This is a genomic window from Pseudoalteromonas sp. RB2-MNA-CIBAN-0110, from assembly GCF_040309305.1.
Taxonomy (GTDB): Bacteria; Pseudomonadota; Gammaproteobacteria; order Enterobacterales; family Alteromonadaceae; genus Pseudoalteromonas; species Pseudoalteromonas arctica.
Window position 1 is genome coordinate 1 of record NZ_JBEOOQ010000032.1, and the last position, 23,163, is coordinate 23,163.

The following is a 23,163-nucleotide window of genomic DNA, read 5'->3' on the forward strand; positions in this document are numbered from 1 at the left end:
ATTTTTCGAGTCAACACTTAGTTTTAAACTTTCTTTTTGGAAGATTTAAAACCGAAGTTTTATTTAACTCTCTGAGTTGTTCGTGCCTCGCTATGCGTTGGCGTTTCCCGTCTCAGTGGGGTCGCATTATAGGGAGATCATATTTTTACGCAAGCACTTTTTTAAAGAAAAAGTAAAAAAAGATACTGTTCGGTTAGTATCTGAACTAAACCCCCTAAAACTGATAGTTTTGTAACCAAACAGTGCACTGTATGGTACAAAAATCACCTTGCTGATACACTCAAAGCTAATAACTATTATCTAAAAGGTACTAACTATGGCAATTCGTTCTTATAAAGGTGTTACTCCTTCATTTAATTCGTCTGTTTATATTGATGAGTCATCGGTTTTGGTTGGTAACATTACTTTAGGTGATAATAGTAGTGTGTGGCCGTTAGTAGCTGCACGTGGTGATGTTAACTATATACGTATTGGTGAGCGTACAAATATACAAGATGGCAGTGTATTGCATTTATCTCGCGCAACTAAAAGCAATCCTGATGGTTACCCACTTATTATAGGTGACGATGTAACTGTTGGTCATAAGGTAATGCTGCACGGATGTGTATTAGGAAACCGTATACTTGTAGGTATGGGCGCTATTATTATGGATAACGTGGTTGTTGAAGACGATGTTATTATTGGCGGCGGCTCTTTGGTACCACCAAATAAGCGTTTGGAGTCTGGTTACTTATATGTAGGGAGTCCGGCTAAGCAAGCCCGCCCTCTTACAGAGCAAGAACTTGCCTTCTTAAAAATATCTGCCGATAACTATGTATCACTTAAAGACGAATACTTAGCTGAAATCGCTAACTTAAGTTAATAAGCTTACTTCAATTTGGCCTGCCGAGTTATAGCTCTCTTCTTCGATAAGCTCCTCGGCACGTTCTTCGTAATCAAAACGATACTTTTCAAAATATTCTGTTGCGTGACTTTCGTCTGTTAATTTAAGTGTATTTACTTCTATTATACATTCCACCAGCATGCCACTAACTTGTGCAAAAAAAACTAACTGATGATCGGGCTCTCTAAACTCTAGCCTATCTATAAACTGTATTGCTTGATTCATTTAAGCATTCCTTGTTTGAGCGCATCAACTACGGGAAGTATTTTTGGCATTTTGTTACGCCATACATAATATGCTTGAGCAGCTTGACCAACTAACATTCCACTGCCATCTAAAAGCTTAGCGTTAATATTATGCTGTGCAACCCAATTCATAAAAATGGTATTTTGCAGTGAATAAAACATGTCATAAGCGACTTCACAGTTAGTTATGTGTTTTTCATCAAGAGCAGGAAGCTCATTATTCATACTGCTAGATGTAGAGTTTATAATTAGTGAGTAATCGCTTACTGGTAAATCATCAAAGCCAAAGCCAGATACTGGTCCATATTGAGTAAACAGCTCTGCGAGTTCTTTGGCTTTTTGTGCTGTGCGATTAACTATTATTATTTCCTGAGGGTTATGCTCTAACAAAGGTAAAATAACCCCTCGAGCAGCACCGCCCGCACCTATGATTAAAATGCGTTTATTAGTTATGGCTACTTCATTAGCGAGTAAATCATTTACAAAGCCCACACCATCGGTGTTATCACCGAGTAATGTGCCATCATCTCGTTTTTTTAATGTATTAACAGCCCCTACAATTTTAGCTAATGCCGTAAGCTCATCAGCCATTGCATAGGCTTGCTCTTTAAATGGCATTGTAACGTTAGCACCAACACCACCTTGCTCAAAAAAAGACAATACTGTTTTTTCAAAGTTATCGATAGGTGCTAATATTGCGCGATAGTCGATTTGCTCACCCAGTGATACAGCAAATTGTTTATGTATCGCGGGGGATTTTGAATGTTTAATTGGATTTCCAAAAACCGCATATTTGTCCATTTTAAAGCAACCTCTTCGCAGCTATATACTGCCTATTAACGATGATAAGTAATATGATTAAACGACTTTTTTCTAAATCTAAGCCAGCTCCCGAGCAACAGGCTCCTACTCCTGAAAAAACACCGTATGAAATAATAGGTGGAGAGAAAGGGGCGCGTGCTATCTCCAATCGATTCTACGACATAATGGAGTCAGATGAATACGCTAAACCGTTATATGATATGCATCCTCTGCCATTAGATCGAATTCGCCAAGTATTTTTTGAATTTTTATCTGGTTGGTTAGGCGGGCCAAACCTATTTACTGAAAAACATGGCCAGCCAATGCTACGTAAAAGACATATGCCTTTTACTGTAGATAAAGCATTGCGCGATCAATGGATGTACTGCATGAATAAAACGCTGGATATAGAAATAGACAATCCGTTGTTACGTGAAGGATTAAAGCAATCATTCTCTCAACTAGCAACGCACATGATCAATCAGCATTAAATTTGTATTTAGCCACAATGCAAAAAGGCGCTAATTAGCGCCTTTTTGATTACTGTGTAATTGTTATAATTGCCATTCTCTGGCTATCAGCTCACTTGGTTTACTAGTTAGCCACTCTTGCGGGCGTAAGTAATACTGATATAGGTTAGCTTCTGGGCTACTTGGCTCTGGTTTATAGTTATATTCCCAGCGTGCAAGTGGTGGCATAGACATTAATATAGACTCAGTGCGCCCGCCACTTTGTAATCCAAATAAAGTACCTCTGTCCCATACTAGATTAAACTCTACATAACGTCCGCGACGATAAAGCTGAAAATCACGTTGTTGCTCTGTGTATTCATCATTTTTACGACGTTCAATAATAGGTATATAAGCATCTAAAAAGCCGTTACCAACCGATTGCATAAACGCAAAGCTCTTTTCAAAACCAAGTTCGTTTAAATCGTCAAAGAACAAACCGCCCACTCCGCGAGTCTCATCTCTGTGCTTTAAATAAAAGTACTCGTCGCACCATGTTTTATATTTTGGATAAACTTCGCTGCCAAATGGCGCACAAATGTCGTGAGCAACTTGATGCCAGTGTTGTACATCCTCTAATACTGGGTAAAAAGGAGTGAGATCAAACCCGCCACCAAACCACCATATTGGCTCTTCGCCTTCTTTTTCGGCTATAAAAAAGCGCACATTGGCATGACTTGTTGGTACGTGAGGGTTTTTAGGATGAATAACTAACGACACACCACATGCATGAAAGCTGCGTCCTGCAAGCTCTGGTCTGTGTGCTGTTGCAGAACCTGGCATTGAAGCGCCAAATACATGAGAGTAATTAACTCCGCCTTGCTCTATTACAGTACCATTAGTGGTTACGCGTGTGCGACCACCACCGCCTTCAGTTCGCTGCCAGTTATCTTCTATAAATTTAGCACTGCCATCTGCAGCCTCCAAACCTTGGCAAATAGTGTCTTGCAAAGCCATAAAGTATGCTTTTACTTGATCTAATAATTCGCTTTGCATTTTAACCTCTAAATATTTTGCCCGTCATGGCGTCTTTTATTGTGCTTGGTTGAGTATTGCCACCTAATGGCTCATCAACGTAAAAGCCAACTTGTTCTGCAAATTGTGCTTTAGCTTGCTCAATGCTAATAACAGTTTCTTGTCCTGTTAAGTTTGCACTGGTTGATACTAGTGGCTTACCAAACTCTTGGCACAAACGCTTTACTGTTGGATGATTTGTTACTCTTACGGCTATAGTATCAAACTGCCCTGTTAGCCATTTTGGCGTGTCTTTAGATGCAGGCATAACCCATGTAATTGCTGCTGGCCAACTCGAAAAAATATCGGCTCGTTTATCCATTGGTATTTTTGCATCATCTACGTATTTTAATAATTGCCCGTAGTTATCAGCAATTAAAATAAGCCCTTTTTCAACCGGGCGCTGCTTAATTGCTAATAGCTTTTCAACGGCTTGTTGATTATCTGGATCGCAGCCTAAACCAAATACTGCTTCTGTTGGATATAAAATAACTTCGCCTTGCGTTAAACACGTTATTGCAGTGGGCATATTTGGAAGGTCTGACAAAATAGTCTCCAGAAATAATTAAATGTTAGTCAGTTGGGGCTAGTTTATGCATGCAACTTTTTTGTGGGCATTGCAATAGTGTGCTATTAGCCATTTTTCTTTCGATAACTATTGGCCATTTACACTCAGGGCAAGGTTGTTCAATTGGTTTGTTATTTAGTGTGTATTTACAACTAGGATAACAATCACAAGAATAAAATACTTTACCAAACTTATTACTACGCGCTACTAAATTACCTTTTTTGCATTTAGGGCAACTCGGTAATACTTCTTCATTTTGTTTTTCTTCATTTTCATTAGCAATATAATGGCACTGCGGATAACCCGTACACCCAATAAACATGCCGTAGCGACCATTTTTAACCACCAGCGGTTTGCTACACTCAGGGCATGCTGAATCTTCAAGAACTTTAATTTCGTTACTATCGTGATGTGCCAATGGTCTAATAAAATCGCATTCGGGGTAACTTGCGCATCCTAAAAAAGGGCCTGATTTACTATTGCGGATCACTAACTCTGAACCACACTGTGGGCATATCTCGTATTCTTTTTCGAGGGCGTGCTTGTTCGCCGAGAAAAGCGAATGGTCGATTTTACTCATGGTGATCCTAATAGGTTGGTGAATTTTCGCCTAATATACCCAAACCACTTAAAGATACAAGCAATGCCGTGCTTATCCGTTTAAGTAATTTGAGTACAATTAAGATAATTATCTCTAATGAAGAAGTTCGCTGGGTTCATCAAAAATCAAATCTTCCATTTGCTCATATGCCTCTTCAGAGCCAGGAACATTAAACAAAATCATAAGTACAATCCATTTTAAATCTTCTAGGCTTATGGTTGGTTTATCTAGTGAGGCTAAACAGTCCATTACCATCTCACGAGTTACATTGTTAATTACGCCTATTTGCTCAATAAACATTAAAAAGCCACGACACTCAGCACTGAGCCTTTGGCATTCACTATCGGTAAATATACGCACCGCATCTTTAGGGTTAGTAATAAGATAAGGAGACTCGTCACTGTGTTGTAAATCGGCGAGTTGCTCTAACCAATCGAGTGCTTTAAATATCTCAGGCTTATTAAAGCCCGCCCGCAGTAGCTCATCGGTTAATTCATTTTGCTCTGCAAATATATCCGCTTCGCTATGAATGTAATTTTCAAAAAGATATAAAAGAATATCAAACATATTACCTTCCTGCGCTTAACTTAATATAACCATCTAACACTCGCTCAATCTGATCGTCTAATTCTAAATCGAGCAACCTAGCGAGCACTTTGTCTATTGGCCACTGTGCGCGACGTACAATGTCGTCTACGCTGGTTACTTCAAAGCCAATACTATTTAAAACCTCGCATTGAGAATTTGCCTGAATAGGCTGCTCTTTGTTACATACATTATTGTCGTAAGTAAAACTCACCTCATCAAGAATGTCAGCCACGTTTTCTACCAGCTTAGCACCTTGCTTTATTAAAAAGTGACTTGCCTGCGCTAACGGGTTTTTAATAGAACCCGGTACTGCAAATACCTCTTTATTTTGTTCAAGCGCATAGCGTACTGTAATTAACGAACCACTTTTAATTTCAGCCTCAACAATAAGCACTCCCAACGATAACCCAGAAATAATACGATTTCGGCGCGGAAAGTTATGCGCATGAGCAGCTGCCCCTGGTAAAAACTCACTCACCAACAGGCCGCTTTCTAAAACTTGGTCTGTTAATAGTTTATGGCGTTTAGGATAGTAAATATCAACCCCAGTACCAAGCACCGCTATGGTTTTACCCGTACCAGCAAGAGAGCCCTTATGTGCTGCTCCATCTATTCCCCGTGCCATACCTGAGGTAACTGTAATACCCGCTAAAGTTAACTCGTATGCAAATTCTGATGCTATTTCAAGCCCGGTAGGTGTGGCATTACGACTCCCTACAATTGCAATTTGTGGAGTAGATAATAACGAGACATCTCCCCTACAAAATAGTAATAAAGGCGCACTGGCAATCTGTCGGAGATCTTCTGGATAAAGCGCATCAAAAATACAGACAACGGTAATGCCCTGCTGCGCAATTAGTTGCTCATAATGGCTGACTTGTTGCCAATTGGTGTTGAGTAAATTACTCGCTTGATTAGCGGTTAATCCAAGCTGTAAAAGCTTGTCATGAGATAAGTCGAATAACGACCCAAGGGAATAGTTTGTAGATAGTGCTAAAAGGGTTTTGATACCCAACCCTTTACACATATAAAAGGCAAGCCAGTGGGCTAGCTTGCCAGATGACTGATCCATGCTCTCTCCTAGAGCACCGACTCGCTACTTCTTAATGAATAACTGCAATATCTCCAATGCGAATTGGGTGCTGGTTTTTAGTTATTAATGCATAACTTATTTTGTCATACACTTTAAAGACAATTAGCTCACCAACTTTTTCTTTAGGCATAGTCCACGTTGTGCTCTCTTCGTCAGACTCACCACCAAATAATTGGCTCACATCAGATAAAAGCTTCTCGTATTTACTAGAATCTTCTGGATAACGAGGGCCACGAGGACCATCAATAACCGTTGGCGATTGACGCTCTAGATCTAATACATGACCCGCTTCTATGTTTTGTTCACTGCCTAAGTTTAGCACTACAACATCCATTGTGCTGAATTCTCTAACTTGTCGTGGGGAAGCAATAATATTCCCTGTTACAGGCTCAGAAGGACGGTGAATATTAAAGTACGCAGGAAGCATTTGACCTTCCATTGCCGGCATTAAAAAATCGCCTTGCTGAATTTCTCGTTTAACAGATTCAACACGTAATGACGAAGGCACGCCATTGTGTTCATCACCCGCTCTAAACGCACGTGCGATACCCACGTAAGATGCACGCGTTGCTAACACTTCACCGGTTAAATCGGTGTAAGGGTCACCTTTATGGTAAATGGCATATGCTTTATGTACTTGTAAGTCGCCTTTAACATATAAAATATGGCCTAACGTTTGTGTTTTAGTATTTTCGTTAGCACCTAAAATATAAGGTTTGCCTTTAATATCGTCACTGTTCATTGCTTGCTCGTAACTGATATACGGTTTGATCATTTCAAGCGGCAAAGTAGTAATAGCATTACGCCCTTTTGGTGTAATACGACCCTGAGGAGATAGCTTTCTATATCCTTTATTAATCACTAAACGTGGGTTTCCATCTGCATCGTATATCAGCGCTAATGCATCACCGGGGTAAATTAGGTGCGGGTTGTCAATTTGTGGATTCATTTGCCAAAGTTCAGGCCATAGCCAAGGCTCATCTAAATAGATGCCAGAAATATCCCAAAGTGTATCGCCTTTTTTTACAACATACTGTTTTGGTGCATCTTTTTTTATTTTAAGCACGTCAGCAATTGCGGGAAACGCAGCACTTAACGTAAGCATGATTGCAAGTAATGGAGATTTCATTGAGCTTCCTTGTATTGTTTTTTCATTATTATTGCCCAAAACCTGTTAAAGGTGAACGCGAATGGCTAAAATAAGAGCATACAATACCCTAAATTAAGCACAAGTGAAAAAGGTAACTATGGCTAGGTTAGAAGTTTTAAGATTTCCAGATGAACGTTTACGTACTATAGCAAAAGATGTTGCACAAGTTGACGACACAGTACGCCAAATTGTAAAAGACATGCTAGAGACAATGTACGATGAAAATGGCATTGGACTTGCGGCCACGCAAGTAGATATTCATCAACGAATCGTTGTTATTGATGTATCAGAAGAGCGCGACGAGCCACTGGTATTAATTAATCCACAAATCATTAAAAAAGACGGCTCTACCGTTAGCGAAGAAGGCTGTTTATCAGTACCTAACTCGTATGCAAAAGTAGACCGCGCTGAAACAGTAACAGTCGCTGCACTTAACGAAAACGGTGAAGAGTTTGTACTAGATGCAGATGAATTACTGGCTATTTGTATTCAACACGAACTAGATCACCTTCAAGGTAAGCTGTTCATTGATTACTTATCTCCATTAAAGCGCCAACGTATTCGTAAAAAGCTTGAAAAAGAAGCTAAATTTGCAGATTAGTAATAAGTACCTTAGGAAAACTCAGTGACTCAACCATTACGCATTATATTTGCCGGTACGCCGGACTTTGCAGCACGTCATTTACAAGCGCTGATACAAAGCGAACACCAAATAGTGGGTGTATATAGCCAGCCAGATCGCCCTGCAGGTCGTGGTAAAAAATTAAAAGCCAGTGAAGTGAAAGCGCTAGCGCTTGAGCACAACTTACCGGTTTTTCAGCCACAGTCATTAAAAAATGATGAAGCACTAGCAGAGCTAACAAGCTTAAATGCCGACATTATGATTGTTGTAGCGTATGGCTTAATCTTACCTAAAGCTATATTAGAAGCCCCACGTTTGGGTTGTTTAAATGTGCATGGCTCTATATTACCGCGCTGGCGCGGCGCTGCACCTATTCAACGCGCAATTTGGGCAGGTGATGAACAAACCGGCGTAACAATAATGCAAATGGATGAAGGGCTAGATACCGGCGATATGCTACATATAAGTCGCTGTCCTATTAGCACGACAGAAACTAGCGCTAGTTTATATACAAAGCTTGCTGAGCTAGGTCCAGACGCGTTAATTGAAACCATTAATAAATTAGCTAATGGCGAGATCACCCCTGAACCTCAAAATGATGAACTTGCTAACTACGCTAAAAAGCTTTCTAAAGAGGAAGCTAATATCGATTGGTCAATGAGTGCACTGCAAATTGAGCGAAACATTCGCTCTTTTAATCCATGGCCAGTGTGCTTTACTCAAATGGGTGGGCAAACAGTAAAGATTTATCAAGCGCAGGTTGTGCTGCAATCAGGTGATCCTGGGCAAATTTTATCAAGCGATAAGAATGGCGTAGTAGTGGCGTGTGGCGAACACGCTTTATGTATTACGCAATTACAGCCGCAAGGTAAAAAACCAATGGCAATTAACGACTTTTTAAATGGTCGTAGTGACTGGGTTACCCCTGGCACAATATTAGGCGAAAACAATGAGTAATGTTCCAAACGTACGAGCGCTGGCCGCTGAAACTTTATATAACGTAGTTGATAAAGGCGCATCGCTTAATCAAGAACTTCCATTTGCAAGCCAAGGCTTGCCGCCTAAAGATAAAGCGTTGCTACAGCAAATTTGTTATGGCGTTTTACGCTACTTACCGAGCCTTGAAAATTACTGCCAACACTTAGTAGAGCAGCCATTAAAAGGTAAACGTAGAATATTTCAGTTTTTATTATATGTAGGTATTTATCAACTGCAGCATATGCGCGTACCACCACATGCTGCAATTTCAGAAACTGTAAACGCACTGGCTCAACTACGCGCTTTAGGATTAAAAGGGCTGATAAACGCCATTTTACGTAGTTTTCAGCGCCAACAAGCAGAGCTTGAAGAAAAAGCGAAGCTTATTCCGGTATGTTTATACAACCATCCAAATTGGTTTATTAAACAGGTGCAAACAGCCTACCCAGATAGCTGGGAAGCACTACTTGAAGAAAACCAGCAACAAGCACCTATGTGGCTTCGTGTAAACCAAGCACAATTTAGCACGCAAGAATACAGCGAAATGCTTAGCGCTAACGATATTGAACACACCTTAAACCCTGATTTTATTGATGGGATTAAACTTGCCAAACCACGTGATGTATTTTCGTTGCCTGAGTTTGATACAGGTGCATGTTCAGTACAAGATGCTGCAGCACAACTTGCAGCTCGCTTTTTAGAACCTAAAGCAGATGACTATATTTTAGATGCCTGTGCCGCCCCTGGCGGAAAAACATGTCATATATTAGAGCTTGCTGATGCTGATGTACTTGCACTTGATAGCGACTCAACTCGCCTTGAACGTGTTAAGCAAAACTTAACTCGTATTGGCTTAGGTGCAGACCTACAATGCGGCGATGCATCGCAACCACATACCTGGTGGGATGAAAAATTATTTGATCGTATTTTGCTTGATGTGCCTTGTTCGGCCACTGGTGTAATTCGCCGTCACCCTGATATAAAATGGTTACGTCGCGCATCAGATATCGAAAACTTATCTAAGTTACAAAACGATATTCTTGATAGCATTTGGCCACTGTTAAAACCAGGTGGCACATTGGTATATGCTACGTGTTCGGTTCTTCCACAAGAAAACCAACAGCAAGTTGCTAAGTTTTTAGCTAATAACGATGATGTAGAACATATACCTCTACACGAAAATGATACCGTAACAACTCCAGGTTTGCAGTTACTGCCCGGTGAAAGTGATGGATTTTATTACGCTAAGCTAGTTAAAAAAGCCTAATAGCCGTACACTAAATAGTTAGCCATTTATGAAACATTAAATGGCTATTTTTTTAATTAAATTATGATCAATACCACGGGTAAATAATGAAAATAATTATACTCGGTGCCGGGCAAGTTGGTGCTACGCTTGCTGAAAACTTAGTTGGCGAACAAAACGAAATTACCGTTGTTGATATAGACGGTAACCGATTACGTGAACTTCAAGATAAGTACGACTTACAAGGGGTTATGGGCCACAGTGCACATCCTGATGTATTACGCCGTGCAGGCGCTGAAGATGCCGATATGATTATAGCGGTAACCAGTTCAGATGAAGTGAACATGGTTGCATGCCAAGTGGCGTACAGTATTTTTAAAACGCCCACAAAAATTGCCCGTATTCGCTCGGAGCAATATTTAAAATACCGCGAAAAACTATTTCAAAACGATGATTTACCAATCGATCATTACATTGCTCCCGAAGCACTGGTCACTAAGTATATTCGCCGTTTAATTGACTACCCTGGTGCTTTGCAAGTATTGCAGTTTGCCGATGGTATGCTGTCGTTAGTGGCCGTAAAAGCTTACTATGGGGGTTTATTAGTAGGTTATGCGTTATCTGCACTTAAAGAACATATTCCTAATGTAGAAACTCGTGTTGCCGCTATTTATCGTCAAGGTAAAGCAATCAAACCACTGGGTACCACCGTTATTGAAGCCGATGACGAAGTATTCTTTATTGCCGCTACAAAACATATACGCGCAGTAATGAACGAGCTACAAAAACTTGAGCGTTCGTACAAAAAAATTATGATAGCTGGTGGCGGTAACATTGGGGCAGGCCTTGCCCGCTCACTTGAAAAAAACCACACCGTTAAACTAATTGAACGCAGTAAAGAACGTGCCGAGCAACTCTCAGAAATGCTCGATAACACGGTCGTTTTTTGTGGTGACGCATCTGATCAAGAACTGCTCTCAGAAGAGCATATTGAACAAGTCGATGTATTTATTGCCGTAACCAACGACGATGAAGCAAACATTATGTCGGCCATGCTTGCAAAACGTATGGGCGCACAAAAAACCATGGTACTTATTCAACGTGGAGCTTACGTTGATTTGGTACAAGGCGGCGAAATAGATATTGCCATATCGCCACAACAAGCAACTATATCAGCGTTATTAACGCACGTACGCCGTGGTGATATTGTTAACGTGTATTCACTGCGTAAAGGCGCAGCAGAAGCCATTGAAGCGGTTGCTCATGGTGATGAAAACACATCTAAAGTGGTTGGGCGCGCGATTGCCGACATAAAACTTCCTGCAGGTACAACCATTGGGGCAATAGTACGTAATGACGATGTGTTGATAGCTCACGATGATACAATTATTATGTCGGGCGATCATGTCATCATGTTTTTAATCGACAAAAAACACATTACCGTTGTAGAAAAACTATTCCAAGTAAGTGCTATATTCCTTTAACTAGTTACTCTAATTAGTTAATTTAATACACAAAAAAGCCGCTGACTAAGGCGGCTTTAATGGAGTATGCTTAAATATTGATTACTGTACTTTTGAAAACTCTTCTTTAGAGATTTCACCATTACCATCAGTATCCAAATCATCAAAAATCTTTACAAGCTGAGGGTTAACCTTTGCTTCTTCCATTGTAATAGCACCGTTACCATCTGCATCAAAAGAGGCAAAATCTACTGCGGCATATGCTGCTGATGAAGATGCTAAAACGATAACTGCAAGTGTTGTATTTAATGTTTTCATAATAATATTCCTAGTAATATGGGAAGTCCTTTTCAAAGATCCCTGACTGTGAAAAATGTTTAATCTGAAAAGATTAATTAGTAATTAGTAATTAGTAATTAGTAATTAGTAATTAGTAATTAGCGAATTCTTCTTTAGAAAGCTCGCCGCTACCGTCGGTATCTAGCTCAATAAATTCAGCCATTAAATCTGTATCGACTGCCGCTTCGCTTGGGCTAATTGTGCCGCTACCATCGATATCAAGGCTGTCAAAATCTGATGCTGCAAATGCAGCGGAAGAAGATGCTAGTACTATAAGTGCTAATGCTTTATTTAAATGTTTCATAACTTAATCCTTCAATGTTCTATCAAAAAAATTGCTTCGTTTAACTTAAAACGTAATTTTCCACTTCCTTGTTATCCTCTTTCGTAAGCTCCCTTGCCTACTTAGGTGTCTTTGGCAACTCAGGATAAATACTTTTTAATTAAGCTTCTGAAAATTCTTCTTTTGATAACTCACCATTTTGGTCAGTATCAAGCTCAGAAAACATGCTCATTAGCTTTGCATCTACTGATGCTTCTGCTTGGCTAATTGTGCCACTGCCGTCTACATCCAGTGTGTCAAAATCTGTTGCAGCAAAAGCGGCCGAAGAAGATGCAATAGCGATAAGTGCTAAAGTTTTATTAATGCTTTTCATAATATGTATCCTTCAAATTTATGTGTGTGCGATTAAGTATTTCACTTTGAATCACGATTTCGTTCAGTACACTTAGACTATTACAACTTAGATGCCAACATTTAAAAGCTATTAATTTTCAATAAGTTAAATATATAACGTATAACAAGAAGGCGTTTTTAGAATAATTATTGTTGCCCTTTAGCAACACGTTTTAAAGGGTCTACATTAAAACCATTAAAAACATATAGTTATGTTTATATAAAAAGATACATTTTTAAATGTATGGTTTTAAAAGGAGGGATTTAAAAGAATAATTGAGATAAATTTTAACGAGGAAGCTTTAATAACAAAAAATAAGCTGTAAAAAATAATACGTAATCATTTGTTTTATTTAAATAATAATTTTAATTATGAAAGAGAAAAAAACATTTTATAAATACTGACGTAAAATGCCTTTTTGTTGCAAATAAGCGAAAACCTATTTATTCAACGGTAGGCTCAAGCGCAGAAGGGTCTATAAAATGCTCTTTCATAAAGGCTTTCATTTCATCCTCGCTTGCTAGTAGCTTAATTCCACAGTGCACACCTGCGGCATGCTCTTTAACACTGCAAATTTCACCTTCAAAATCTTTATCACTGCTATTAAGTACGACAGTGCATTGCATATCTTTAATACTTTCAACTTGCTGATCGCCTCTAATATCAAACATTACACCAGTGAGTGAAATGTCTTTAATAAGGCCTTCAAGTACCCTATCGTCACTTAGTTTTAGCTTTGCAGGTAATAAGGTAGGTATGCGTGTTTGTGAGCGTAGCGCAAATAACTGCACTTGCTTTGGAAAGTTTATAAACACGAGTTTAGCGGGATGAGAGGCTACCGACATAATTTGCTGGCGAAACGCAATAACTTGCCCACCACTACCTTCAATAAGCGCTCTTACAACAACCATTACGCCATCACGTAAATAGTCACTCGCCGCAGGTAAACGCTTTGCATTGGGATAATTTAAAATAATAAACTGTTTATCGAGTAAACCAACTAATTCAGTTTTAACACGCTTACTGCTTGTAGGTGTTAATATTTCTAGGTCGACTAAGCTGCCTACACTTATATGCTTTAGCTTTTCTAAATTTGTTGGCATATCCCTTTCCCAATAGTTCGTAATTTAAAACTTAAGCCACTCGTTTATCCACGCCAAAAAGTAGGCGTAAATAACACTAATAAAGTAAATATTTCTAAACGACCAAACACCATTGCAATGGTAAGCAACCATTTAGCACCATCGGTTATAGCGCCATAATGCGATGCTACATCTCCCAGACCTGGACCTAAGTTATTTAAACAAGCCGCAGTGGCTGAGAACGCAGTTATGTTATCCATACCCGTGCCCATAAGCGCTAACATAATAATAATAAACACCAACGCATATGCAGAGAAAAATCCCCACACGGCTTCTACTACTTTGTCTGGCAACGCCTTTCGACCCAGCTTGATTGAATATATAGCCCGTGGGTGCACCAAACGATTAAGCTCACGCACACCCTGCAAGTACAGTAAGAACACGCGCACTACTTTCATACCACCACCAGTAGAGCCTGCACAGCCACCAATAAAGCTCGAAAATATAAGTAAAATAGGTAAAAACAAAGGCCATGTTGAAAAGTTATCAGTAGCAAAGCCTGCTGTTGTACTCATAGAAACAGCCTGAAATAACGCCTGATCGAGGGTTTCATCGCCATTAGCAAATATTTCGTTAGAGGAAAGTACGGTAAAACAAATAACCACCAGCGCTAATTGAATACACAAAAACACCTTAAACTCAGGGTCTCGAATATAAACTTGTATGTTACGACTGGCCACTGCGGCGTAATGCAGGGAGAAGTTAACAGCGGCAATAATTAAAAAGAACACACAAATAAAGTTAATTACAGGGCTGTCAAAGTGCCCCATAGAAGCATCATAAGTAGAAAAACCACCTATCGCGACCGTTGAGAATGCATGACATATCGCATCAAACCACTCCATCCCGGCTGCCCAATAAGCCAGCATACAAGCAATAGTCAGTGACACATAAATATACCAAAGGTGCTTTGCTGTATCGGCAATTCGCGGGGTCATTTTGGAATCTTTTACAGGCCCAGGTATTTCAGCGCGATATAACTGCATACCACCAACACCTAGCATGGGGAGTATAGCGACAGCGAGTACGATTATACCCATACCGCCAAACCACTGGAGTTGCTGGCGATAAAACAACACCGACTTAGGTAAGTACTCAATACCGGTAAGTACTGTAGCGCCGGTGGTTGTTAAGCCAGAGAATGCTTCAAACACCGCATCGGCGAGCGATAAATTAGGTTCTTGTAAAAATATAAGCGGCAAGGACGCAAACGCCCCAAGTACCAGCCAAAACAAAACAACAATTAAAAAGCCTTCACGTGCTTTTAAGTCACCGTTTTCATGGCGGTTTGGGTAATAAGCCATCATGCCAATAACAACACTAAAGATAAATGCTAAAACAAAAGGAACACCACCACCGTCTTTATATATTAAAGACACCAGTGCCGGAGGCACCATGGTAATACTAAACAGCGCAACAAGTTGGCCAAGAATTTTTATGATGGTACGAAATTGCATTTAGCTTGTCGCTTTTATTATTAGTAAATTCAGGCTGAGTAGTATCAACCAAATTAAATAGGCTCAGTATGCATTACATGCAATTTGTGTAGGTTATTACTCTTTAATAGTTAACTCAACTGCGCCGTGACTTAAATCAAAAATATCTTTGATTGCTTGCTGAGCTTCGCGGCTATCTATTGTAATCACCCATTCAATATTAGCAGTAAATTGCTTATCAATATTAAGCACTTGATACTTTGTTTTTAATAACTGCTCAATCGCACCTTGCATGCTGTACTCACTACTCCCTGTAATTTCAACACTGGGAACTTTAAGTACCGTTTGCAATTTTACTAGTGCATTATTTAATGAGCCACCATAAGCACGTACTAACCCGCCCGTGCCTAATTTTATGCCGCCAAAGTAACGTGTAACAACAGCTGTGATTTCGCCAAGGCCTGAACCCACCAGCACATTTAACATAGGTTTTCCTGCAGTGCCATTTGGTTCACCATCGTCCGAAAAACCATAAACATGGCTGCCACCGGGGTTGCCTGCCACATGTGCCCAGCAGTTATGACGCGCATCGCTATACTTTTCTTCAATGCTTTTAATAAATGCTTTAGCTGAATTTAAATCGGGGGTATGTGCAATGTGAACTATAAACGTACTTTTTTTAATTTCTTCTTGATGAAAAACGTCAGTAGCGGGATATTTATATTCAGACATATTTTAAACTTGTAAAAAGGGGGCCAAAAGGCCCCTTTAAATAATGTACGTATTTTAACGTGTATAAACTAATTAGTGTTAACTAGAATTAATCGAGCGCTAAATCTCGTGTCATGTTCTCTAAGCTATCTTCGTGAACAATAATGTTATCTTCAATACGAATACCGCCAAATGGTTTAAATGACTCAACCTTTTCCCAATTAATAAATTGCTTATTATCGGTTTGCGCTAAATCACCAAGCAGTGAATCAATAAAATATAAGCCTGGCTCAATGGTAAACACTTGGTTTTTTTCAATCAGGCGAGTACAACGCAAAAATGGATGACCTTCAGGCGATGGTTGATGTGCGCCCTTTTCGTCACTCATAAAACCGCCCATATCATGCACTTGTAAACCAAGATGATGCCCTAGCCCATGTGGGAAGAAAGTAGAGGTAATTTTACGCTCAACAATTTCCTCAGCGGGTAGGTTAACAATTTTAAAGTCACTGAGTATTTGTGCGATACGGTTATGACATTCAACATGTAAATCACCATAAAGCATACCCGGCTTTAAACCTTTACCTAGTTCTATTTGTTGAACTGTCATAGCTTGTACAAGCTCAGCAAACTCACCCTGCTTTTTAAAATCATACGTACGAGTAATATCAGCAGCATAACCATTAAAGTTTGCACCAGCATCAATTAAAAATGAGTTATGAGTGTGTGGCGCTTTTGGATCAAAGTGCGTGTAGTGCAAAATAGCGCAGTTTTCGTTAAGCGCAACAATGTTGCCGTACGGCATTTCATTTTCGCTTTGACGTGTTGCCATTAAGTACGCTTGCTGAATATCGAACTCGCTACCACCATTAAAGAATGTGTCGCGTGCAGCTTTATGCCCATCTACTGCAATGCGGTTAGCGTTGCGTAAACATTCAAGTTCGTACTGCGTTTTATAAGCGCGGTGGTAATGAAAATAGTTAAGTACAGGCTCAGGGTTCATAATACTAAAACCAAGTGCTTGCGCTACTTCAATATATTCGCCCATGTAAGCGTATTTAGCTTTGTCGTATGGTAATAACTTTTCAACTTGATCAGGCTGAAGTAATAGCTCTATATCAAAGTACTCAGCCCAAAAGTCGCGAGGCTCGTCTGGTACTTTATGCCAAAAATCTACTGGACGATAAAATATTAGTTTTGGTTTGTCGCTGCCATTTACCACAATCCAGCAATGAGGATTATCAATAACCGGTAACCACGCTTTAAACTGTGGATTAACTTTAAATGGATAATACATATCATCTAAAAACTGGCGCTTAGCTTGGCCTGAATGAATTACTAATCCTTCTAACCCTTCGCTATTACAAATTGTACGAGTACGCTGTTGCAGTGTTGCAATATGTTCGGCGTATAAAACGGCTAATTTATCCATTGTTAATCCATCTGTTAAATTTAACTTGCTTTGAGTCTACCACTTATACGCTGGGCGCTCAAAAAAGGGGATATCTAAACGCATTAAATATCCCCCTACTTTAAACTTATATTTACTAACCGCCCATTTTCATATCTAGTAGCGGCGCTAATACATTACCTTCTCGGCCCATTCTTGTATGGTAAACCTGCCTGTACGCAAATACATTTTTTACGTAATCGCGGGTTTCGCGATACGGAATAAGCTCTACCCATAACTCAGCCGGAATAGCGTCATCAGGTAACCAACGCTTTATACGGTGATAACCCGCATTATAAGAAGCTGTTGCCAGCACCTCATTGCCATGGTTTTTCTTTTTTAAGTACTGTAAGTAACTAGTACCTAACCTAATATTTGTTTTAGGTTGATATAAACGACTACTTGTCACACTGCCTTTATTTACATACTCAGCAGTACTAGGTAATAACTGCATTAAACCACGTGCATTAGCATGCGAGCGTGCATCTGGCGCAAAAGAGCTTTCGCGCCTTGCAATAGCAATACTCCAGGCAACATCTATCTTGCTACGTTTACTGTAGCGCTCAAAAACATCTTGAAACGCAAACGGAAAACGTTGCTCTACGTTATCCCACGCTTTAATTTTTGCTAAAGTAAAAATAGTACTGTCGTGCCAACCTAAATCGGTAGATAGTTGTGATGCTGCTAGCTTTTCTTCATTGCTAGACGTATCCGTTAAATAATTCCACTCACGGCGCGCCGACGTAAAGCGCTCAATATCATAAAGTGCTTTTGCACGCTTAAAGCCAGGTGCATTACTTACTTTATCTACAAGCACCTTATCGACTGCTAAAGGTTGATTATTTAAATCAACGGGCAAACCTAAACGTGCTGCTGCTAAAAAGCCGTAATAATCACGATTAGCCGCTACTTTTTTCCAAATATCGTCTGCTTTTTGTTGCTCGCCACGTTTAGCATAGCTATAAGCTAACCAATATTGCTGGCCAAGGCTTAAATCCTCTTTTCCTGTAAAAAACGCAGCAATCCCTTCCCAATCTTGGGTTTTGAGCATATTGCCCAGTTGCCATTGAATAAGCTTGCTGTCTAGTCGCTCTTTCGGCACTTTATTTAGCCAAAAGCTCGCTTGCTTATGCCCGCTTGAAGCAAGTGACAACGCAAAGGTGTAATACACGTCAGCTTTATCTTCATCACTATACTTAAATATTTTTTCTAGTTTTTCCCATGCTTTTAAAGCAAGCTCTTTATCGCGCCAAACCAAACGTTTAACACCATAAATTGCTATTTGGCCTTCTTTAGCCGACTTATTTTTATATCGATATAATCCAGCTGCCGTGCTTGGATCTTTTCGCACTTTTAAGTATAAATCAGCTAAGTAACGCTCCTTACTTGGCAGTAAAGTTTTTAAGTAAGGCAATAAGCTTTGCGTCCCGCCTTGTGCAGCAAGTGTTACACGCTTCCAAACCGTTTCTTCTTTCATGTAGCCTTTTTTACGCCACGTAGAAAACAAACTATCACAGCCATTAGGTTGCGATTTACCAACGGCCCATAAGTCGGTCACCTGATTTAGAATCGCCTTTTCAGGCGCGCCCAAGTCGAGCTGAAAATCTAAATAAGTACAGGTAAGCCCAGTATTAGAAGTTTCACGGTAGTTGCGTATATACGCCGCTTTTTCATTGTTCTCTTTTAAATACTCCAACCACGCTTTGCGCACAGGCCACTCAAGCGGTGTATGCTGATATATATTTAAATAGTCTTCTATCTCTGCCTGATGCTTAATACTCGGGTGACGTTGCCAATATGTTTTTTCAACATACGGTTTTAACGGATGATTTAGGTTACTAACCGCTTGTTTAAAGTCTTGGTAACTTCCGTACCTTACTTTTTTTTCGGCATCTAAAAAGGCATCGTTATCGATACTTGCCTCGGCAGAGTGAAGAGGGAAAATGAATGCAGCTGCCGCAACACTTAGTAAATATTTTTTCATAATGTCCTTTAATAAAAATTAAAGTAGTGAATAAAAACTTTTCAACCACCTTAGCACCAAACCAGCTATATTTTAACCAGTCGATTGTAACCGAGTTAAATTTTTCGTTGCATTTTTAATTTAAAGCAAGCACACTGATTGAAATGCAAACTCATCGTACCAGTCTTAGTTCGTCAACTAGGGAGAATAATAATGTTATATAAAAGCGATTCCTTTGAAGTTAGCTTCCTAAAGGAAAACATCGCCGAGTTTAAGTTTTGTGTTGCAGGTTCTGTAAACACATTATCTCAAAAAACTCTTTCAGATTGCGCAGCAGCATTAAAAGAATTAGCTGCCAATACTGATATCAAAGGCATGATTTTTACCAGTGATAAAGACCACTTTATTATTGGTGCCGATATCTTCGAATTTTTACCTACATTTACTAAACCTGAAGAAGAATTAGTAGTGTGGATCAAAAACGCAACCGACGTTTTTGATGCAATCGAAGATTTACCATTCCCAACTCTAAGCGCTATAAACGGTATGGCACTTGGCGGTGGTTGTGAGTGGGCACTTGCTACCGATTATCGTGTGGCAAGCGAAACAGCTAAAATGGGCTTACCAGAAGTTAAACTTGGCATAATGCCTGGTTTTGGTGGCACAGTGCGCTTACCACGTATCATTGGCGCCGATAACGCGATGATGTGGATTACCTCAGGCGCAGAAAACCGCGCAGCAGATGCCCTTAAAGTAGGTGCGTTTGACGCGGTAGTTAGTGCTGACAAACTTTTAGAGTCAAGTGTATCAACACTTGAGCTAGCGATTTCTGGCAAGCTAGATTGGCAAGCAAAACGTAACGTAAAACTACAGCCACTTAAATTAAACCGTGTTGAGCAAGGCATGAGCTTTGCTATGGCAGAAGGTATGGTAATGGGTAAAACCAAAGGCCACTATCCTGCACCGGTTATGGCTGTACGTACTATTAAAGCAGCGGCAAACTGTACTCGCGATGAAGCAATGGCAATCGAAAACGCTAACTTTGCTAAATTAGCACGTACACCTGAAGCAGCTGCACAGACAGGTATATTCCTAGCTGACCAATACATTAAAGGTAAAGCACGTAAATTTGCTAAACAAAGCGATGTAGAAATTAAACAAGCCGCTGTATTAGGTGCTGGTATTATGGGTGGCGGTATTGCATACCAGTCTGCTTATAAAGGCACACCTATTATAATGAAAGACATCCAACAAGATGCGCTTGATTTAGGTATGGGTGAAGCGTCTAAGTTATTAGGTGCAAAAGTTAAGCGTGGCCACATGCCAATGGAAAAAATGTTGGCAACACTTAGCAAAATTAAACCAACACTTAACGCGTCAGACCTACAAAGTGCCAACATCATTGTTGAAGCCGTTGTAGAAAACCCTAAAGTTAAGCAAGCAGTACTCGCTGATCTTGAAAAGACCATGCCAGAAGGCACTGTACTTACTTCAAACACATCAACTATTTGTATTGATTTACTAGCACAAGCGCTAGATAAGCCAGAAAACTTCTGTGGTATGCACTTTTTCAACCCTGTGCCAAAAATGCCATTAGTAGAAATTATCCGTGGCGCAAAAACCTCAGATAAAACGATTAATGCAGTAGTTGATTACGCGCTTAAATTAGGTAAATCGCCAATTGTTGTTAACGATTGTCCAGGCTTTTTTGTAAACCGTGTTTTATTCCCTTACTTTGCAGGTTTTAGCAAATTAGTGGTTGAAGGCGCTAACTTTGCAAAAGTAGATAAAGTAATGGAAAACGTATTTGGCTGGCCTATGGGTCCGGCTTACTTACTTGATGTTGTAGGTATTGATACAGCATTCCATTGTACTGGCGTAATGGCTGACGGTTTCCCTGAGCGTATGGCGCGTGCTGATAAAGATCCAGTGACTATTTTTGCCAACGAAAAACGTTTTGGTCAAAAGAACAAAGCCGGTTTTTACAAATACGAAACAGATCGTCGCGGTCGTCTTAAAAAGTCTCATGACGAGACAGCAGTTGAGCTACTAAGCCCAATTACAGACGCACCAAAAGAATTTGATAAACAAGAAATCATCGACCGTTGTATGATTCCAATGATCAACGAAGTGCTACTGTGTTTGCAAGAAGGCATTATTGCCTCGCCGCAAGAAGCAGATATGGCATTAGTTTACGGTGTTGGTTTCCCTCCATTTAGAGGCGGCGCGTTCCGTTACTTAGATCAAACTGGTTTAGCTAACTTTGTTGCAGCAGCAGACAAATACGCTCACCTAGGTGCGATTTACCAAGTATCTGAGCAAACTCGCAAGTGGGCCGAAGAAGGTCGTGTTTTCTATAAGGTGGAAGGTTAATATCATGAATAATCCAGTAATTGTAGATTGTATCCGCACACCAATGGGTCGCTCTAAAAGTGGTGTATTCAAACATAAACGTGCTGAAGACTTAAGCGCACATTTAATGAAAGGCTTACTTGATCGCAACCCAGCAGTTGATCCAGCATCAATTGACGATATTTATTGGGGTTGTGTACAGCAAACATTAGAGCAAGGCTTTAACGTAGCACGTAACGCAGCATTACTTGCCGGTATCCCACACAGCGTACCTGCTGTAACGGTTAATCGTTTATGTGGATCGTCAATGCAAGCATTGCATGACGCTGCACGCGCAATAATGACAGGCGCTGGCGACACTTACCTAATTGGTGGTGTTGAGCACATGGGTCACGTACCTATGACTCACGGCAACGACTTTCACCCAGGCCTTGCAACAACAATTGCACAAGCATCGGGCTCAATGGGTTTAACAGCAGAATACCTTGCAACGCTTCATGGCATTAGCCGTGAGCAACAAGATGAATTTGCTTACCGTTCACATCAACGTGCACAAGCGGCAACTGTTGAAGGCCGTTTCCGTCGCGAAATTTTAGCAATGGAAGGTCACGCAGCAGATGGTTCGCTTATATTAGTTGAAGACGACGAAGTAATTCGCCCAGAAACAACAGTAGAAGGCCTATCAAAACTTCGCCCTGTATTTAATCCTGCATCGGGTACGGTAACAGCCGGTACGTCTTCTGCACTTTCTGACGGCGCATCTGCAATGTTAGTAATGAGCGAAGAAAAAGCAAAAGAACTTGGCTTACCAATTCGTGCGCGTATTAAAGCAATGGCAGTCGCTGGTTGCGATCCATCAATTATGGGTTACGGCCCAGTACCAGCAAGTAAAAAAGCACTTGCTCAAGCCGGTATTACAATTGATGACTTAGGCGTAGTAGAGCTTAACGAAGCCTTTGCAGCACAATCATTACCTGTAATGAAAGATTTAGGGTTAATGGATGTTGTTGACGAAAAAGTGAATTTAAATGGCGGCGCAATCGCACTTGGTCACCCACTGGGTTGTTCGGGTTCGCGTATTAGCACATCGCTTATTCACTTAATGGAAGACAAAAATGTACGATACGGTTTAGCAACTATGTGTATTGGTTTAGGCCAAGGCATTGCCACTGTATTTGAACGTGTTCAAGACTAATTAGTTTTAAACATGTAAAACCATCTTGGTGATTAAAAAGGCGGACTGATTTTATTCAGTTCGCCTTTTTTATTAGCTTTAATTAAGTGAAAATTATCAGCTATAACACCAGTATGTAGTACTACGGAATTATGTGA

24 protein-coding genes are annotated in these 23,163 nt (G+C 40.1%); 8 read left to right on the forward strand and 16 right to left on the reverse strand.

What is annotated here, in order from left to right; translation table 11 throughout:
- Nucleotides 1-316: 316 nt before the first annotated feature.
- Nucleotides 317-862 carry a gamma carbonic anhydrase family protein gene (locus AAEY68_RS14945; protein WP_024593212.1) on the forward strand — a complete coding sequence of 182 codons (546 nt, stop codon included), beginning with the start codon at nt 317-319 and terminating at the stop codon, nt 860-862.
- Here AAEY68_RS14945 and AAEY68_RS14950 read toward each other — a convergent pair.
- The gene (locus tag AAEY68_RS14950; RefSeq protein ID WP_007584142.1) at nt 854-1,108 is read right to left on the reverse strand and encodes a DUF1488 family protein; all 255 of its coding nucleotides are present in this window, start codon (nt 1,106-1,108) and stop codon (nt 854-856) included. The two genes, AAEY68_RS14945 and AAEY68_RS14950, sit on opposite strands and share 9 nt — an antisense overlap.
- Nucleotides 1,105-1,929: a shikimate dehydrogenase gene (gene aroE, locus AAEY68_RS14955; protein ID WP_024593213.1), complete on the reverse strand. Its 825-nt coding sequence runs from the start codon at nt 1,927-1,929 to the stop codon at nt 1,105-1,107. Before aroE ends, AAEY68_RS14950 begins: the two co-directional genes overlap by 4 nt.
- Before the next feature lie 53 nt (nt 1,930-1,982).
- Here aroE and AAEY68_RS14960 point away from each other — a divergent pair, with 53 nt between their 5' ends.
- Complete coding sequence (locus AAEY68_RS14960; protein WP_004335148.1) at nt 1,983-2,420, forward strand: group II truncated hemoglobin; 438 nt, start codon at nt 1,983-1,985, stop codon at nt 2,418-2,420.
- 63 nt (nt 2,421-2,483) lie between these two features.
- Here the strand turns inward: AAEY68_RS14960 and hemF are convergent, their stop codons facing one another.
- The 6 genes from hemF to AAEY68_RS14990 form a co-directional block, all read right to left on the reverse strand.
- Nucleotides 2,484-3,434, reverse strand: a complete 951-nt coding sequence (gene hemF / locus AAEY68_RS14965; protein WP_350586259.1) for an oxygen-dependent coproporphyrinogen oxidase — start codon at nt 3,432-3,434, stop codon at nt 2,484-2,486.
- 1 nt (nt 3,435) lies between these two features.
- Complete coding sequence (gene tsaC / locus AAEY68_RS14970; RefSeq protein WP_024609632.1) at nt 3,436-3,999, reverse strand: L-threonylcarbamoyladenylate synthase type 1 TsaC; 564 nt, start codon at nt 3,997-3,999, stop codon at nt 3,436-3,438.
- Nucleotides 4,000-4,024: 25 nt separating this feature from the next.
- Nucleotides 4,025-4,600: a DNA topoisomerase family protein gene (locus AAEY68_RS14975; RefSeq protein WP_197114099.1), complete on the reverse strand. Its 576-nt coding sequence runs from the start codon at nt 4,598-4,600 to the stop codon at nt 4,025-4,027.
- Nucleotides 4,601-4,714: 114 nt separating this feature from the next.
- Nucleotides 4,715-5,188: a DUF494 family protein gene (locus AAEY68_RS14980; RefSeq protein ID WP_010555161.1), complete on the reverse strand. Its 474-nt coding sequence runs from the start codon at nt 5,186-5,188 to the stop codon at nt 4,715-4,717.
- Nucleotide 5,189: 1 nt separating this feature from the next.
- Nucleotides 5,190-6,281: a DNA-processing protein DprA gene (gene dprA, locus AAEY68_RS14985; protein ID WP_024591289.1), complete on the reverse strand. Its 1,092-nt coding sequence runs from the start codon at nt 6,279-6,281 to the stop codon at nt 5,190-5,192.
- Between the two features lie 31 nt (nt 6,282-6,312).
- Nucleotides 6,313-7,431, reverse strand: coding sequence for a LysM peptidoglycan-binding domain-containing protein (locus tag AAEY68_RS14990; protein ID WP_007584165.1), 1,119 nt, complete (start codon nt 7,429-7,431; stop codon nt 6,313-6,315).
- A gap of 118 nt (nt 7,432-7,549) precedes the next feature.
- On the opposite strand from AAEY68_RS14990, the gene def reads away from it, so the two are divergent.
- The 4 genes from def to trkA all read left to right on the forward strand — a co-directional run bounded on the left by def (nt 7,550) and on the right by trkA (nt 11,782).
- A complete protein-coding gene (gene def / locus AAEY68_RS14995) occupies nt 7,550-8,053 on the forward strand; it encodes a peptide deformylase (protein WP_007584168.1) in 504 nt (167 codons plus the stop codon).
- 24 nt (nt 8,054-8,077) lie between these two features.
- Nucleotides 8,078-9,031, forward strand: coding sequence for a methionyl-tRNA formyltransferase (fmt, locus tag AAEY68_RS15000; protein ID WP_010555158.1), 954 nt, complete (start codon nt 8,078-8,080; stop codon nt 9,029-9,031).
- On the forward strand, nt 9,024-10,319 hold the full coding sequence (gene rsmB, locus AAEY68_RS15005) for a 16S rRNA (cytosine(967)-C(5))-methyltransferase RsmB (RefSeq protein ID WP_350586263.1): 1,296 nt from the start codon (nt 9,024-9,026) through the stop codon (nt 10,317-10,319). Before fmt ends, rsmB begins: the two co-directional genes overlap by 8 nt.
- A gap of 86 nt (nt 10,320-10,405) precedes the next feature.
- A complete protein-coding gene (gene trkA / locus AAEY68_RS15010) occupies nt 10,406-11,782 on the forward strand; it encodes a Trk system potassium transporter TrkA (RefSeq protein ID WP_004335170.1) in 1,377 nt (458 codons plus the stop codon).
- 81 nt (nt 11,783-11,863) lie between these two features.
- Here trkA and AAEY68_RS15015 read toward each other — a convergent pair whose 3' ends face one another.
- The 8 genes from AAEY68_RS15015 to AAEY68_RS15050 all read right to left on the reverse strand — a co-directional run bounded on the left by AAEY68_RS15015 (nt 11,864) and on the right by AAEY68_RS15050 (nt 19,500).
- Complete coding sequence (locus AAEY68_RS15015; RefSeq protein ID WP_007584177.1) at nt 11,864-12,079, reverse strand: EF-hand domain-containing protein; 216 nt, start codon at nt 12,077-12,079, stop codon at nt 11,864-11,866.
- A 112-nt stretch (nt 12,080-12,191) separates the two neighbouring features.
- Complete coding sequence (locus AAEY68_RS15020; protein ID WP_004335174.1) at nt 12,192-12,404, reverse strand: EF-hand domain-containing protein; 213 nt, start codon at nt 12,402-12,404, stop codon at nt 12,192-12,194.
- 139 nt (nt 12,405-12,543) lie between these two features.
- On the reverse strand, nt 12,544-12,756 hold the full coding sequence (locus AAEY68_RS15025) for an EF-hand domain-containing protein (RefSeq protein WP_004335175.1): 213 nt from the start codon (nt 12,754-12,756) through the stop codon (nt 12,544-12,546).
- Between the two features lie 464 nt (nt 12,757-13,220).
- Nucleotides 13,221-13,880 (reverse strand): flagellar brake domain-containing protein, encoded by a 660-nt coding sequence (locus AAEY68_RS15030; RefSeq protein WP_007584185.1) that lies wholly within the window; start codon nt 13,878-13,880, stop codon nt 13,221-13,223.
- A 44-nt stretch (nt 13,881-13,924) separates the two neighbouring features.
- Nucleotides 13,925-15,376, reverse strand: a complete 1,452-nt coding sequence (locus tag AAEY68_RS15035) for a TrkH family potassium uptake protein (protein ID WP_007584186.1) — start codon at nt 15,374-15,376, stop codon at nt 13,925-13,927.
- Between the two features lie 96 nt (nt 15,377-15,472).
- Nucleotides 15,473-16,087, reverse strand: a complete 615-nt coding sequence (locus AAEY68_RS15040; RefSeq protein ID WP_008171987.1) for a YigZ family protein — start codon at nt 16,085-16,087, stop codon at nt 15,473-15,475.
- An 88-nt stretch (nt 16,088-16,175) separates the two neighbouring features.
- Complete coding sequence (gene pepQ / locus AAEY68_RS15045) at nt 16,176-17,498, reverse strand: Xaa-Pro dipeptidase (RefSeq protein WP_024592280.1); 1,323 nt, start codon at nt 17,496-17,498, stop codon at nt 16,176-16,178.
- Nucleotides 17,499-17,613: 115 nt separating this feature from the next.
- The gene (locus AAEY68_RS15050; RefSeq protein WP_350586266.1) at nt 17,614-19,500 is read right to left on the reverse strand and encodes a transglycosylase SLT domain-containing protein; all 1,887 of its coding nucleotides are present in this window, start codon (nt 19,498-19,500) and stop codon (nt 17,614-17,616) included.
- A gap of 192 nt (nt 19,501-19,692) precedes the next feature.
- On the opposite strand from AAEY68_RS15050, the gene fadB reads away from it, so the two are divergent.
- Both fadB and fadA read left to right on the forward strand, forming a co-directional pair.
- Nucleotides 19,693-21,852 carry a fatty acid oxidation complex subunit alpha FadB gene (gene fadB, locus AAEY68_RS15055; protein ID WP_350586267.1) on the forward strand — a complete coding sequence of 720 codons (2,160 nt, stop codon included), beginning with the start codon at nt 19,693-19,695 and terminating at the stop codon, nt 21,850-21,852.
- Between the two features lie 4 nt (nt 21,853-21,856).
- Nucleotides 21,857-23,026, forward strand: coding sequence for an acetyl-CoA C-acyltransferase FadA (fadA, locus tag AAEY68_RS15060; RefSeq protein WP_007584192.1), 1,170 nt, complete (start codon nt 21,857-21,859; stop codon nt 23,024-23,026).
- The last annotated feature ends 137 nt before the right edge of the window (nt 23,027-23,163 follow it).